At 69.2% G+C, this 13,983-nt stretch carries 10 protein-coding genes; 6 read left to right on the top strand and 4 right to left on the bottom strand.

Annotation, left to right across the window (positions count from 1 at the left end):
* Nucleotides 1–223: 223 nt before the first annotated feature.
* Complete coding sequence (locus MBA17_RS08480) at nucleotides 224–838, bottom strand: TetR family transcriptional regulator (RefSeq protein WP_238495742.1); 615 nt, start codon at nucleotides 836–838, stop codon at nucleotides 224–226.
* A 57-nt stretch (nucleotides 839–895) separates the two neighbouring features.
* Here MBA17_RS08480 and MBA17_RS08475 point away from each other — a divergent pair, with 57 nt between their 5' ends.
* Nucleotides 896–2,131: an amidohydrolase family protein gene (locus MBA17_RS08475; RefSeq protein ID WP_238495741.1), complete on the top strand. Its 1,236-nt coding sequence runs from the start codon at nucleotides 896–898 to the stop codon at nucleotides 2,129–2,131.
* A 1,274-nt stretch (nucleotides 2,132–3,405) separates the two neighbouring features.
* Here the strand turns inward: MBA17_RS08475 and MBA17_RS08470 are convergent.
* On the bottom strand, nucleotides 3,406–4,275 hold the full coding sequence (locus tag MBA17_RS08470; protein WP_238495740.1) for an oxidoreductase: 870 nt from the start codon (nucleotides 4,273–4,275) through the stop codon (nucleotides 3,406–3,408).
* Nucleotides 4,276–4,418: 143 nt separating this feature from the next.
* Between MBA17_RS08470 and MBA17_RS08465 the strand changes: the two genes are divergently transcribed.
* The gene (locus MBA17_RS08465; RefSeq protein ID WP_238495739.1) at nucleotides 4,419–5,309 is read left to right on the top strand and encodes a helix-turn-helix domain-containing protein; all 891 of its coding nucleotides are present in this window, start codon (nucleotides 4,419–4,421) and stop codon (nucleotides 5,307–5,309) included.
* 7 nt (nucleotides 5,310–5,316) lie between these two features.
* On the opposite strand, the gene MBA17_RS08460 is transcribed toward MBA17_RS08465, so the two are convergent.
* Both MBA17_RS08460 and MBA17_RS08455 read right to left on the bottom strand, forming a co-directional pair.
* Complete coding sequence (locus tag MBA17_RS08460) at nucleotides 5,317–5,463, bottom strand: hypothetical protein (RefSeq protein ID WP_238495738.1); 147 nt, start codon at nucleotides 5,461–5,463, stop codon at nucleotides 5,317–5,319.
* Between the two features lie 177 nt (nucleotides 5,464–5,640).
* Nucleotides 5,641–6,618, bottom strand: coding sequence for a LacI family DNA-binding transcriptional regulator (locus tag MBA17_RS08455; protein ID WP_238495737.1), 978 nt, complete (start codon nucleotides 6,616–6,618; stop codon nucleotides 5,641–5,643).
* A gap of 296 nt (nucleotides 6,619–6,914) precedes the next feature.
* On the opposite strand from MBA17_RS08455, the gene MBA17_RS08450 reads away from it, so the two are divergent.
* The 4 genes from MBA17_RS08450 to MBA17_RS08435 all read left to right on the top strand — a co-directional run bounded on the left by MBA17_RS08450 (nucleotide 6,915) and on the right by MBA17_RS08435 (nucleotide 13,904).
* Nucleotides 6,915–7,973, top strand: a complete 1,059-nt coding sequence (locus MBA17_RS08450) for a family 43 glycosylhydrolase (RefSeq protein ID WP_238495736.1) — start codon at nucleotides 6,915–6,917, stop codon at nucleotides 7,971–7,973.
* A gap of 105 nt (nucleotides 7,974–8,078) precedes the next feature.
* Nucleotides 8,079–9,431, top strand: coding sequence for an MFS transporter (locus MBA17_RS08445; protein ID WP_238495735.1), 1,353 nt, complete (start codon nucleotides 8,079–8,081; stop codon nucleotides 9,429–9,431).
* 16 nt (nucleotides 9,432–9,447) lie between these two features.
* Nucleotides 9,448–11,844: a glycoside hydrolase family 2 TIM barrel-domain containing protein gene (locus tag MBA17_RS08440; RefSeq protein ID WP_238495734.1), complete on the top strand. Its 2,397-nt coding sequence runs from the start codon at nucleotides 9,448–9,450 to the stop codon at nucleotides 11,842–11,844.
* Nucleotides 11,841–13,904, top strand: a complete 2,064-nt coding sequence (locus MBA17_RS08435; protein WP_238495733.1) for a hypothetical protein — start codon at nucleotides 11,841–11,843, stop codon at nucleotides 13,902–13,904. The genes MBA17_RS08440 and MBA17_RS08435 overlap by 4 nt, the downstream gene beginning before the upstream one ends.
* Nucleotides 13,905–13,983 lie beyond the last annotated feature (79 nt).

Raw genomic sequence — 13,983 nt, 5'->3', positions numbered from 1 at the left:
GAAGGGGAACGTCGCGCAACTCAGGCCATCGCACGAGCCGGGGAGACGAACCCACACCCCGGGGACACGACCGTGAGCCAACAACCTCGGCAAATGCACCGCGTTGTCGTCATCGACCGTCACGGATCCGACGCACGACCGGGTCCCGGTAGATCTGCAGCCGTCAGCGCTGCTACTTCTCACCGACATTTCTCAAACGCCAAGGGGCCGGCTCCGGTCCGATCTATTGGGCGACATCCGGGGGCTTGGCGAATCCGTGGAGGATGGCGTCGGCGAGTGACTGGGCTTGTTGCGCGGGTGAAAACAGGGCGGGGCATGCCAGCCAGGTGGCGGCGGTGCCGTTGACCGCGTTGATGATCGCGAGCGACGCGGTGTTCGCGGTGACGCCCGGGCGGAGTTCGGCCTTGGTCAGCAGCTGCACCATCTGCCGCCGCCAGCCTTCCATGATGGCCTGCTTGTCGTGCAGGCCGCGTTCCAGTTCGGCCACGCCCTCCGCGCTGCGCATCGACAGCGCGAACACTTCCCGGAACGTCGAATCCTCCTCCAGCGCCGTGAAGAACGCGACGAGGAAGTCGGCGATGCGCTGCAGGGGTGGTTGCGGGCCGTCGAGCTTGTTCCAGACGGGCGTCGCGGCTTCGGCCCACAGTTCGCTGATCGCCGTGAGGCAGAGCGCGGTCTTGTCTGTGAAGTGGTGGTAGAGCGCGCCGCGGGTGACTCCTGCCCGTGCGGCGATCCCGGCGAGGGTGGCCGCCGCGTAACCAAGCTCGGCGAACTCCGCAAGAGCCGCGACCAGCAGGGCGCGGCGGGTGGCCGCCGCCTCCTCCGCAGTTCTCCGCATGACGGACAGTTTCTCATACGTGCGAGCATGTATGCTTCGCTAAAGATACATAGATGCATGTATGTAAAGGAGCTCGCCATGCTGCTGTTCCGCGACGTCAAGGTGTTCGACGGCGAGGAGGTCCTTCCGCCCACCCACGTCACCGTCATCGAAGGGCTCATCACCGCGATCGGAGAGGCGGAGACACCCGGAGCGGTCGTCATCGAAGGGCGCGGAGCCACCCTGATACCCGGCCTCATCGACGCGCACGCGCACGCCTTCCCCGGCGATCTGGAACAGGCCTCGGCATTCGGGGTCACGACCGTACTCGACATGATGGCCGACCCCGTCCAGGCCGCCAAGCTCCGTGCCGCGGCCGCGGCCGCCCCCGAACCGGCGGACCTGCGCACCGCGGGCACCGCCGCCACGATCCCCGGCGGATACGGCTGGTACCTCGTGGAGATGGGTCTCCTGCCGCCCTTCCCCACGCTCACCGCCCCCGAACAGGCGGAAGCCTTCGTGGACGAGCGGCTGGCCGAGGGGTCCGACTATCTGAAGATCCTTCTCGACGACGGCTCGACCGTAGGCATGCCGACCCCGATGATGCCCAACGAGACACTCCATGCGCTGGTCGCCGCCGCCCATGACAAAGGCATGCTGACCGTCGCCCATGCGCTGACCGCGGAGTCGGCCCGGCTGGCAGTCACGGCAGGCGTCGACGTGCTCGGCCACCTATTCGTCGACCGGCCCGCCCCGGAGTTCGCCTACGAGCTGGCGGCGAGGGAAACCGTGGTGATCCCCACGCTCGCCGTACTCGGAGAGTTGTTCGGCAGGCCGCAGGGCCGGCAACTGGCCACCGACCCCCGGGTCGCGCCCTATCTGGGCGAAGGGGCACGGCGCATGCTCACCATGGAACCCGTGCCGCTCGGCGAAGGCGCACGACACGACTTCGACGTGGCGACCCACACGCTGGCAGAATTACGCGACGCCGGCGTCACCGTGCTGGCCGGATCCGACGCCTCCAACATGGGAACCGCCCACGGCGTGACCCTGCACCATGAACTGCGCCGACTCGTGGCCGCAGGCCTGACGCCCCGGGAGGCCCTGACCGCCGCCACCGCCGCCACCGCCCGCTGCTTCGGCCTCACCGACAGGGGCAAAATCGCGCCCGGACTCCGCGCCGACCTGGTACTCATCGACGGCGATCCCACGGCCGACATCGACCACACCCTCGACATCCTCGGCGTCTGGCGGGGCGGACAGCGCTTAACGCGCGAGCACCAACTCGGTGACGAAAATCCGCTTACCAGCTGAGGGCAGCCGGTGGACGCCCCGGCTCGCTCAAGATCAACGCTACCCGTGGGAACGCCGCCATCACCGCAGGCTCTCGCCAGGCGGAGTTCGCCGCGATTTCCCCCGGCTACTGATCATCCTGGGCACACCGGCTACCCCGCCGAAACCCTCCAAAGCCGGTCCGGGCCGCCCCCAAAGGCCGCACCAGCACCCCTGCTCCTCGGCACCCAGCCCTCAAGAAGGCTTCTTAATCACCTTAAAGCGTGAGGATATCTACACAAAGTGATGATGCCGGTGCAACAAGTGACCGAACGTGTACTGGTTGGTCGAACCACGCGGTTCTATCGTCGGCGCTAACACCCGTTCAACCTCGTGCTCAGCGCCCTGCTCAACTTGGCAGGGCTCGCCCCGCTGAGCAGGGAGCCACTCGCGCGGGCGCCGTGCCGTCGGCAAGGCGGTACGGCATAGGCGAACCCAGGGTGAGCCGGCCCACCTGGACCAAGGGATCGCGGCCTCCACGGCCGGTATCGGCCCGCCGACTCCCGCGTGAGCAGGCGTTCTCTCAGGGCGACACCTCGGCCGGGCACGGCACGCGCCTCCTCGTCTTCCCCACGACGACGAGAACATCAACGAAGAGGGAGCGTCCGCATCTCCGGGATGTTCGCCGTGCCGGCCTCCCTGCTCACCGAGCTGTTCGACACCCGCTACCGCTACAGCGGCGGCGCCATCGCCCGCGAGTGGACGGCCGCGCTGACCAGTGGTCCCGCCCCGCTCGTGGCAGGCGCCGGCGGTGCGTCGTGGCCGATCGCACGCCTGCTGATGGTTTACGTGGTTTGGCTTATCGAAGGCTGCCTTCAGCCAGCGCCTTTACATTGTAGATTTATAAGTGGTGAGCAAGGGCGAGTGCCTGAACATCGCCAAGCTGTGGTCGACGCCCGCCGCAGGCCCGACGTGCGAAGCAGCGAACCTCGGAGCCACCTCACCCACCACGGCGCCTCACGGACCGGCGAACTCCGTTGTTACTACACCCCTCCCATCGACCCCCACTCCCCCGCCCCAGGAAGAGGCCGCGTTGGCTGCGACTGCCTGATCCCGCCACGCTCCGCGTCGACTCACGCCCTACAACGATCCCAATGGGGTTTTGGCTGACCCTCCTTGGGCTTGCTCGCTGCCTTGAGGCCGAGAAGCGACTCAGATACGCGAAGCACGATCACCATCGCGCCGAGCTCGTCGCCGCCACCGGACTCGCAAGCACCGCCAGTCCAATGCCGCCCGGGTCCTTCCCTGCTTCGGCGTCAGCTGCCGATCGTGTCGAGTTCGGAGACCGCGTCCGCCGGCAGCGTCAGGTCGGCGGAGGCGATGTTCTGGCGCAGGTGGGCGCGCGAGGAGGTGCCCGGAATGAGGGCGATGGTGGCCGAGCGCTGCAGCAGCCAGGCCAGGGCGACCTGCTGCGGTGAGGCGTCCAGGCGTGCGGCGACGTCGGTCAGGGTCTGCGACTGCAGCGGGGAGAAGCCGCCCAGGGGGAAGAACGGGGTGAAGGCGATGTTCTGTGCCGCGCACCGCTCGACGAGGGCGTCATCCTGCCGGTTGGCCAGGTTGTAGAGGTTCTGCATCGTGACGACCGGGGCGATGGCCTGCGCCTCGGTGAGCTGGGCATCGGATGCGGCACTGAGTCCGAGGTGGCGGATCAGGCCTTCCTCCTGCAGCTCGGCCAGCGCGCCGAACATGTCGCCGATCGGCTCCTCGTTCGTCTGCCCCTCGTTGGTGCCCAGGCGCAGGTTCACCACGTCGAGCGTGTCCAGGCCGAGGTGCTGGAGGTTCTCGTGGACCTGGGCCTTGAGGTCCTGGGGGTCCCGCGAGAGGTTCCAGCTGCCGTCGTCGCCGCGACGGCAGCCGACCTTGGTCACGATGTGCAGGTCCGCGGGGTAGGGGTGCAGGGCTTCCCTGATGAGCTCGTTGACGACGGCGGGCCCGTAGAAGTCGCTGGTGTCGATGTGGGTGATGCCCCGCTCGACGGCCTCTCGCAGCACCGCGACGGCCTCGTCCCGGTCCTTGGGCGGCCCGAACACGTTCGGGCCCGCCAGCTGCATGGCTCCGTATCCCATGCGGCTGAGAGTCAGGTCGTCGGCGAGGGCGAGAGTTCCGCCGGGAACAGTGTCGCTCATGGTGTGCCTTCCGGTGCAATACGTGCATGGACAGCGTGTCCGATACCCACTCTGCGCACGACCAGCCGCGCGCGGCAGTACCCCGCTGTTCCTGGGAGTGACAGGGACAGGCACCCGCACCGATACGGACCTAGGGTTGGAGCATGGACGGCACGAACGCCCTCGGCGATTTTCTACGCGCCCGCCGGGCACAGGTCCGGCCCGAGGACGCCGGAATCCGCGGCGGCAGGCTCAGACGCGTCCCGGGACTGCGTCGCGAGGAGGTCGCGACGCTCGCCGGGATCAGCGCCGACTACTACCTGCGCCTGGAGCAGGGGCGCGACCGCAATCCGTCGCTTCAGGTCCTCGAAGCCCTGGCCGACGTCCTGAACCTGGACGCCGACGCCACCGCTCACCTGGTCGGCCTGACCCAGGTGCGCCCCTCCCGAGACCGCCGGACGCCCCGCTCCACGGGCCACAAGCCCGAGCCCGTGCCGCCAGGCATCCTCCAGCTCATGGAAGGCTGGACCACCAATCCCGCCTACGTCGAGAACAAGTTCACCGACGTGCTCGCAGCCAACGCGCTGGCGACGGCCGTCTCTCCGAACTACTCCGCCGGCGTCAACCTCCTGCGGGCCGTCCTTCTCGACGACAGCGAACGGGAACTGCTGCGGGACTGGGAGGAACTGGCCGAGGCATTGATCGCCTCCCTGCGGGCCAACATCGGGCCCGACGTCGACGACCCACGCCTGACCGAACTCGTGGGCGAACTGTCCGTACGCAGTGAGCACTTCCGCCGCCTGTGGGGCCGCCACGACGTCCGCCCCAAACGGCCGCGCGTCAACCGGCTGCGCCATCCAAAGGTCGGCGACCTCGAACTGCACGCCAGCAAGCTGGCCATCGTCGGCACCGACGGCCTGATCCTCAAGGTCTTCCAGGCCGAACCCGGCAGCCGCAGCGCGGAACTGCTCGCGATCCTGGGAAGCCTGACGGCGACCGGCGAGGGCCGGAACCCGACCGGCCCCGACCGTCGCCAAGCCATAGACGAGCAATGAAGAGCCGTCACCGGGTCCGGGAGCCCCGACAGCACTCGGCCTGGATGGCCGCGTCGGCCTTCATCCGGGCCAGGTCGGCCGTCATCACGCCGCAGGTCTCTTCTGAGGCGTAGATGGTGGCGCCGGTTCGGGCGGCGCGTCTTGGACGTGACACAGATCATGTTGTGTGAGTGAGTGGCGAACACGATGGTGGTCTCGGCCTGCCCCCGGCGATCGACCGGGGGTCAGTCCGCTGGCGTGCGGCATCGAAGCCGCGCTGATCCAGCCCGAGACGCCGGCAAGACCGTGCTGCCGTCCGAGCCGCTGAACGCAGGCGCGTTGTGGCTGCGGCCTAAGTGGAGGAACGCTGGACGACTTGCGGGATGGCGGGGGTGAGAGCGACGTCGTCTTGGTGGCCCGTCAGACCCGCGACGACCGCTTCGGCGCGCTGCCTGCCGGCTTGGTGCAGGTCGTAGCAGACGGTGGTGAGCGGCGGAGTCGCCAGCCGCGCCGTGGGGATGTCGTCGGCTCCGATGACGGCCAGGTCGGCGGGGGCGGACAGGCCGTGGTGATACAGGCCGGCCAGGACGGCGATGGCGGTCTCGTCGTTGAAGGCGCAGATGCCGGTAACGGATCGCTCGGCCCAGTGGGTCACGGCCTGGGCTGCGCTGGCGATCTCCAGTGTCGTGGTGAGCACGACGGGTGGGTCGATGCCGGCTTCGGCGCAGGCGTCGGTGACGCCGCGCAGGCGTTCCTCGGCCATCGCGCGGTAACCGGCGTGTGCTGGCGCGGCATAGCCGAGGCGCCGGTGCCCACGGCTGATCAGGTGGTCTGCTTGCGCGCGCCCGAGGTGTCCCGTCGCGGCGGGCGGGTCGGCGTCGGGTGGGATCACGACGCGGGCGCCCGCCCGGTAGAGGGCTTGGATGGTGTCGTGGTCGAAGGGGTCGAACCCGATCACCGCCGAGGCGTCGACGCTCGCGCACACGTCCGGCAGTGGACGGCCGTGTGCTCCGGCGAGGTGGGTGACCAGCGTCAGGCCGTAGGCGGCGAGTGCGGTGGCGAGTTCTTCGACGAAGCGGCTGATTCCCGATCCGATGGGCAGGTCGGGGATGGACAGCAGGACGACGTCGCTGCGCCCGGCCGCGAGGGAGCGCGCTGAGGCGTGCGGCCGATAGTCCAGGCGCTGGGCGGCCTCCAGCACGCGGCGCCTGGTCTCTTGGGTGATCGACAGCCCGGGCCGGTCGTTGAGCACGAAGCTGACCGTGGCGCGGGAGACGCCGGCGGCCCGGGCCACATCGGAGCTGGTGATCCGCTTGGCGGGTCGCGTCATGCGCCCTCTCCTTGAGCTGAACGGCGTGGCCTTGCTGACCTTGCTCATGGTAGGGCCACCAAGTAACGCGCGTAACTCGGGAGGACCGCCTCCCCGCCGGGTTCGCCACGGCGTTGCGCAGTCGTTATGGGACGACGTCTTGCCTCTGCCGTGACATCCGCTGTTAACGTACTAACACGCGTAGGTAACGCGCGTAAACGGCGTAAACCCCTCCGGTCCGCCAATTGCTTTCTGTCATGCCCGTTGCGGAACATGCCTCTCTTCGGTGAGGCGCCTACAACCCGAAGGATCAGAACGTGAGCGATCATCCCCAGACGTGTATCCGGCCGGGGCAGCCGTGGCTCGACACCAAGGGCGAGCGCATCCAGGCCCACGGCGGGTCCATCCTGGACGTCGACGGCACGTTCTACTGGTACGGGGAGAACAAGGAGAAGACCGTCACCGGCAGCGGTATCTGGCACTGGGGCATCCGCTGCTACACCTCCCAGGATCTGTACAACTGGGAGGACCGCGGCCTGATCATCCCACCGGAGCCCCACGACCCCGACAGCCCGCTGCACCCGGCCAAGCAGGTTGACCGGCCGCACATCATCCACGACAAGCGCACCGGCCGGTTCGTCTGCTGGCTCAAGATCATGGGCGAGGTGCAGGAATCCACGGTGCTGGTCGCCGAGGCCATCGAGGGGCCATACCAGATCGTGCGGACCGGCCTGCGGCCGCTGGGAATGAGCGCCGGCGACTTCGATCTCGTCGTCGACCCCGACGACGGCAGGGGCTACTACTACTTCGAGCGCGTGCACAGCGAGCTCATCTGCGCCGACCTCACCGCCGACCACACCGACGTGAGCGGCTCCTACTCCACCCACTTCCCGCACCCGCATCCGCCGTACGTGCGCGAGGCGCCCGCCTACTTCCGCCGCGGCGACAAGCATCACCTGTTCACCTCCGGAACCTCGGGCTACTTCCCCAACCCGAGCGAGGTCGCCGTCGCCGACACCTACCACGGCCCCTGGACGGTGCTGGGCGATCCCCACCCGGGCGATACGACCGGTACCTCGTTCCGGTCGCAGATCTCCTCGGTCTTCAAGCACCCGCACAAGAAGGACCTGTACATCGCGCTGGCCGACCGGTGGCTGCCGGATCTGCCCGCCGAGGTCTCCGCCAAGGTGCTCGACCGTATGGCGGCCATGTACACCGGCGCGCAGGACGACGGCGCGGGCGCTCCCGAAGCGCCGCCCGGCCTGCTGGAGCCGAGCACCGCGGTCGCGGACTACGTCTGGCTGCCGATCCGCTTCGACGGCGACATGCCCTACCTCGATTGGCACGACGAATGGCGCATCGAGGATTTCGACTGATCCGCACGCCCGCCGACGTCGGAGACGGTCATCACCTGCTCGCCCGCGTAGAACACCTGGCCTTGCGGCCCCTTCCCCTCTCATCTCACCCTCTGTGAGGTTGTCATGGCACCCACCCCCGCCGACCAGCCGCCCGTCGGCCCGCCAATCCTCGAATCCCTCCACGACTCCGGCGACGCCACCGCCGGACAGCCCGGCGTACCGGCTACCGGCGCCGATGATCTGCAGAAGGTGGGCGCCACCTATATCTGGCTGATCGTCCTGGCCAACTTCGGGGTGTTCATGGCGCTCGTCACGCCGATGGCCCTGTCCCTGGCGATCAGGGTCTCCCAGCTCGCCCCGGGCCGTGACGAGTACCTCGGTTACGTCATCGGCGCGGGCGGCATCGCCTCGGTCCTGGCGGCGCCGCTGATCGGCATGCTCAGTGACCGCACCCGCAGCCGGTTCGGCCGTCGCCGGCCGTACCTGCTCGCACTGACCGTCCTGGGCGTCGTCGCCCTCGTGGTCATGGCACAGGCCCCCACCGTGCTCATGCTCGGCCTCGGCTGGGTGCTGGCGCAGATCGGCTGGGGGTCGATCCTCGCGCTGCTGATCGCCTCGCAGGCCGACCGGCTGCCCGAGTCGCAGCGAGGCAAGGTCTCCGGCCTGGGCGGCATGGTCGGCCAGCTGGCACCGGTGGCCGGCGCCCTGCTGGCGAGCGGCCTGACCGGCAACCCCCTGCTGCTGTTCCTGCTGCCGGGCGTGGTGGGCGCGGTGGTGATGGTGCTGTTCGTCTTCCTGGTGCCCGAGCCGGACAGCCGCGACCAGAGGTGGACCGGTGAACCGTGGTCGCTCGGGGCGCTCGCCCGCACCTACGTCTTCGACCCGCGCCAAAGCCCCGACTTCGCCTGGAACTGGCTCGGCAAGTTCCTGTTCATGACCGGGCTCACCTTCAACACCACCTTCACCGCGTACTTCGTGGCCTCCCGGCTGGGCATCACGGTGGAAGAGGTGGGCGGCCTGGTGGCGGTGCTGTCCATGGGCGGCATCGTCGCCGCGATCACCGGCGCGGTCGGCGGCGGCTTCCTGTCCGACAAACTGCGCCGTCGCCGGATCTTCGTGATCCTTGGCGGTTGCGTGTACGCCGCCGGCGCGATCACGATGGCACTGGCGCCCGGCCTGCCGGTGATCATCGCAGGGGCGGTCCTCGGGAACCTCGGCATCGGCGTGTTCGCCGCCGTCGACCAGGCGATCGCGCTGGACGTGCTGCCCGACCGGACCAACGCCGGGCGCTACACCGGCATCTACAACTTCTCCACCACGATCGCCCAAGGGGTCGCGCCGCTCATCGCGCCGCTCTTCCTGACGATCGGCGCCACCGGCGGCGCCAAGAACTACACACTGCTGTACTTCGTCGCCGCCGCCTTCACCGTCGCGGCCGGCCTGGTCGTCCTGCTGCGCGTCAAGTCCGTCCGATAAGAGCCCTGGAGTACGTGTGATCCGCACCTCGTTCAACGACGGCTGGCAGTTCCGGCCGAAGGTCAACCCCTTCGCCGAGCTGGGCGGCCAGACCGTTCCCTACCGGGAGGTCACCCTGCCACACGACGCGACGCTGGAGCAGGAGCGGCAGCCGGACGGCGAAGGCGCGAACGCGTACTTTCCCGGCGGCGCCTACGAATACCGCAAGACGTTCTTCGTCCCCGAAGAACTGCGCGGCAAACGGATCACCGTGGAGTTCGAGGGCGTCTACCGCGACGCCACCGTGCACATCAACGGCGACTACGCCGGGCAGCGTCCCTACGGCTACTCCCACTTCCCGATCACGGCCGACCCCTACCTGCGCTACGGCCAGGACAACGAGATCCGCGTCGAGGCCCGCAGCCACCAGGACTCCCGCTGGTACACCGGCGCCGGCATCTACCGCGACACCTGGCTGCTGGTCGGCGAGGTGGTCCGAATCGTGCCGGACGGGGTGCGGGTCAGCACGCCCGACGTGGCGGCCGGGCAGGCGGTGGCCGAGGTCGCCACGACGATCGCCAACGACTCCATCGCGATCCGTACCGCCGATCTGACCACGACGATCCGCGACCACGCCGGAAACATCGTGGCCGTCGAAACCGCGCCGGTCACCGTACTGCCCGGCGCGACGACGACCGCCCGGCACCGGCTCTACGTGCGTACGCCGTCCCTATGGAGCCCCGACTCGCCCCACCTGTACACCTGCCACGTCACCCTCGGCGAGCTCGATGCGGAGACCGTCACCTTCGGCATCCGTACCCTGCAGCTCGACCCCGAGCATGGCCTGCGGATCAACGGGCAGAGCCGCAAGTTGCGGGGCGCCTGCCTCCACCATGACAACGGCCCGCTCGGCGCCGCCACCCACGCCCGCGCCGAGGAACGCCGCATCCAGCTGCTCAAACAGGCCGGGTTCAACGCGGTCCGCATGTCGCACCAGCCGATGAGCAAGGCCATGCTGAACGCCTGCGACCGCCACGGGATGCTCGTCGTCGACGAGACCTTCGACATGTGGACTTCCGGCAAGCACCCCTTCGACTACAGCCTGGCCTTTCCCGAATGGTGGGAACGCGACATCGAGGCGATGGTGGCCAAGGACTACAACCACCCCAGCGTCATCCTGTACTCGATCGGCAACGAGATCCCCGAGACCGGCACACCTGCCGGCGCGGCGCTGGCGCGCAACCTGGCCGAGAAGGTCCGCGCACAGGACGGCACCCGCTACGTCACCAACGCGGTCAACACCATGCTGGCCGTCATGTCCGACCTGGCCGAGCTCAGACAGCGGCAGCCGGAGCAGGCGGGGATCAACACGGTGATGGCCGACGCCGGCGACATGATGAACGCCATCGCCACCTCCGACCTGGTCACCCGGCGCACCGCCGAGGCCTATGCGATGCTCGACGTGGCCGGCATGAACTACGCCGACAGCCGCTACGCCCCCGACGGCGAAGCGTTCCCGAACCGGATCATCCTCGGCACCGAGACCTTTCCCACCCGGATCGCGCACAACTGGGCGCTGGTCGAACAGCACGGCCACGTCATCGGCGACTTCACCTGGACCGGCTGGGACTACCTGGGCGAGGCCGGCATCGGCCGCCCGCAGTACGGCGAGCTCGACAGGCGCGCCTTCACCGCTCCCTACCCGTACCTGACTGCCGGGTGCGGCGACCTCGACATCACCGGCCACCGGCGGCCGATCTCCTATTACCGGGAGATCGTCTTCGGCCTGCGCGAGCAGCCCTACCTCGCGGTGTGGCGGCCCGAGCACCACGGCGAGCCCTTCGTCGGCACCCCGTGGGCGTGGAGCGACGCGATCGCCAGCTGGACGTGGCCCGGTTTCGAAGGCTCACCCATCACCGTCGAGGTGTACGCCGCGGCCGACGAGGTCGAACTGCTGCTCAACGGCTGTTCCCTAGGCCGTTCGCCGGCCGCGCTCAAGACCGTCTTCGAGGCGGTCTACGAACCGGGCGAACTGGTTGCCATCGCCTACCGCGACGGCCTGGAAACCGGCCGGAACGTCCTGCGCACGGCATCGGACGCGGTACGGCTGCACGCCGAAGCCGACCGTCCGGCGATCATCGCGGCCGGTGGCGACCTGGCCTACGTCACCCTCACCCTCACCGATCACGACGGAACCGTCCACACCGCCGCCGACCGTCCGGTCAGCGTCGAGGTCTCCGGCGCCGGCGAACTGATCGCCCTGGGCAGCGCCGACCCGAGCACGGAGGAGCGCTTCAACGCGGTGCAACGCCGTACCTATGAAGGCCGGGCCCTGGCCATCATCCGCCCGACCGGCACCGGCAAGATCCGGCTGCTCGCCTCCGCTCCTGAGTGCGCGCCCGTCGAGATCATCATCGAGGTGCAGAGCTCATGATCGACCGCGAGAATTTGGTCCGCCGCCACACCGTCGAGATCACCCGGCCCGACCCGGCCACGGTGCTGACCGTCGGCAACGGCGACTTCGCCTACACCGCCGACATCACCGGCATGCAGACCTTCACCGCCTTCCACGACCAGGCCGCCGCCCGCGCCGAGGGGCGGCTCGCGGTGAACACCGCGACGATGTCGACCTGGGGCTGGCACGCGATGCCCAATCCCGAGGGCTTCGTGCTCGCCGACGCGATGTCCACCTACGAGACCTCACGCGGGCCGGTCCAGTACGCGGACAAGTACGACATGGCCGCGACGATGGGCGGCGAGTCCGAGTTCCGGGCCGGAACCTGGCTCCACGTGAACCCCCACCGGCTAGACCTGGGCCGCATCGGGCTCATCCTCGGACCGGGAGTGACCGGCCCCGCCGCGCTCACCGATCCGCGCCAGCGTCTCGACCTGTGGACGGGCACCCTCACCAGCGTCTTCAGCTACGCCGGGCACGAGGTCCGCGTCACCACCGTGGCCGACCCGCACCACGCGCGCGTCGCCTTCCGCATCGAGTCCGACCTGCTCGCCACCGGCCAGGCCGCCGTCGCCGTGCGGTTCCCGTACGCCAGCGACGGCTTCTTCGAGACCTCCGACTGGACCGCGCCGGACCGGCACACCACCACCCTCCATCTGCTGGACGAGCGCGCCTGCCGCTTCGACCGCGTCCTTGACGACACCACCTACGAGGTGCGCCTGGACTGGTCGGAGGGGACCGTCAATGCCACCGGGGAGCCGCACACGTACGAGCTGACCACCACGGCCACCGTGCTGGAACTCGTGGCCACCTTCGCCCCGGGCGGCGTGCTCGGACGCGGCGAGTTCACCACGATCGAGGGCGCCGCGATCGCCTGGTGGCGCCGGTTCTGGACCTCCGGCGCCGCCGTCGACTTCGCCGGCAGCACCGACCCTCGGGCGGCCGAGCTGGAGCGCCGCGTCGTGCTGTCGCAGTACCTGACCGCCGTGAACTGCTCCGGCACCATGCCGCCCCAGGAGACCGGGCTGATCACCAACTCCTGGCAGGGCAAGTTCCACCTGGAGATGCACTTCTGGCACGCCGCCCACTTCGCCGCCTGGGGCCGCCCCGAGCTGCTGGAACGCAGCCTCGGCTGGTACCTGTCCATCCTCGGCGCGGCCCGCGAGACCGCCCGCCGCCAGCACTACGACGGTGCCCGCTGGCCCAAGCACGTCGGCCCGGACGGCCGCGAGAGCCCGTCCGACATCGGCTCCCTGCTCATCTGGCAGCAGCCGCACCTCCTCTATCTCCTCGAACTCCTCTACCGCGCCGGATCAGAGGTGACTCGTTTCGTGGAGCTGGTCGAGGAGACGGCGACGTTCATGGCCTCCTTCGTGGAGGAACGCGACGGCGTCTGTCACCTGCCCGCTCCGCTCGTGCCCGCCCAGGAGTTCTACGACGCCAGGACCACCGAGGACCCCACCTTCGAGCTCGCCTACTGGTGGTGGGGCCTGGAGATCGCGCAAATTTGGCGCGAACGCCGTGGCCTCGAACGGCACGAGCGCTGGCAGCACATCCAGGACAACCTGGCCCTGCCACGCCGGGAAGGTGGCGTCTACTCGGCGATCGCCACGGAACCGTATCTGCGCCGCGACGACCACCCCTCCATGCTGTGCGCCCTCGGCGTCGTCCCGCCCACCCCGCTCATCGACCCCGCCATCATGGAGGCCACCCTCCTCGACGTCCGCGAGCACTGGGACTGGAACAGCGCCTGGGGCTGGGACTTCCCCGTCATGGCCATGACCGCCACCCGCCTCGGCCGCCCCGACCTGGCCGTGGACACCCTCCTCACCGACGCCGCCAAGAACACCTACCAGCCCACCGGCCACAGCCCGCAGATCGGCAGCATCCTGCCCCTCTACCTCCCGGCCAACGGCGCCCTCCTCGCCGCCGTCTCGCTCATGGCCGTCGGCTGGCAGGGCGGCGGCCGCGACTGCCCGGGCTTCCCCCGCGACGGCCGCTGGACCGTGCGGCACGAGGGCTTCACCGTATGGCCCTGAAATCACCTGTGCACCGGATCACCGTAGGCGCAGCCGCCGAAGACAGCCGCGCCACGGCGCATCTTGAAGAGGACGAGAA

Origin of the sequence: Dolomitihabitans soli, from assembly GCF_022213955.1 — a bacterium.
GTDB classification, from domain to species: Bacteria; Actinomycetota; Actinomycetes; order Streptosporangiales; family Streptosporangiaceae; genus Streptosporangium_A; species Streptosporangium_A soli.
This window is presented reverse-complemented; position numbering and strand designations above follow the sequence as displayed.

Coding starts and splice junctions, on each gene's coding strand:
- MBA17_RS08480 (WP_238495742.1), bottom strand. CDS start 838: ATGCGGAGAACTGCGGAGGAGGCGGCGGCCACCCGCCGCGCCCTGCTG.
- MBA17_RS08475 (WP_238495741.1), top strand. CDS start 896: ATGTATGTAAAGGAGCTCGCCATGCTGCTGTTCCGCGACGTCAAGGTG.
- MBA17_RS08435 (WP_238495733.1), top strand. CDS start 11,841: ATGATCGACCGCGAGAATTTGGTCCGCCGCCACACCGTCGAGATCACC.
- MBA17_RS08470 (WP_238495740.1), bottom strand. CDS start 4,275: ATGAGCGACACTGTTCCCGGCGGAACTCTCGCCCTCGCCGACGACCTG.
- MBA17_RS08465 (WP_238495739.1), top strand. CDS start 4,419: ATGGACGGCACGAACGCCCTCGGCGATTTTCTACGCGCCCGCCGGGCA.
- MBA17_RS08455 (WP_238495737.1), bottom strand. CDS start 6,618: ATGACGCGACCCGCCAAGCGGATCACCAGCTCCGATGTGGCCCGGGCC.
- MBA17_RS08445 (WP_238495735.1), top strand. CDS start 8,079: ATGGCACCCACCCCCGCCGACCAGCCGCCCGTCGGCCCGCCAATCCTC.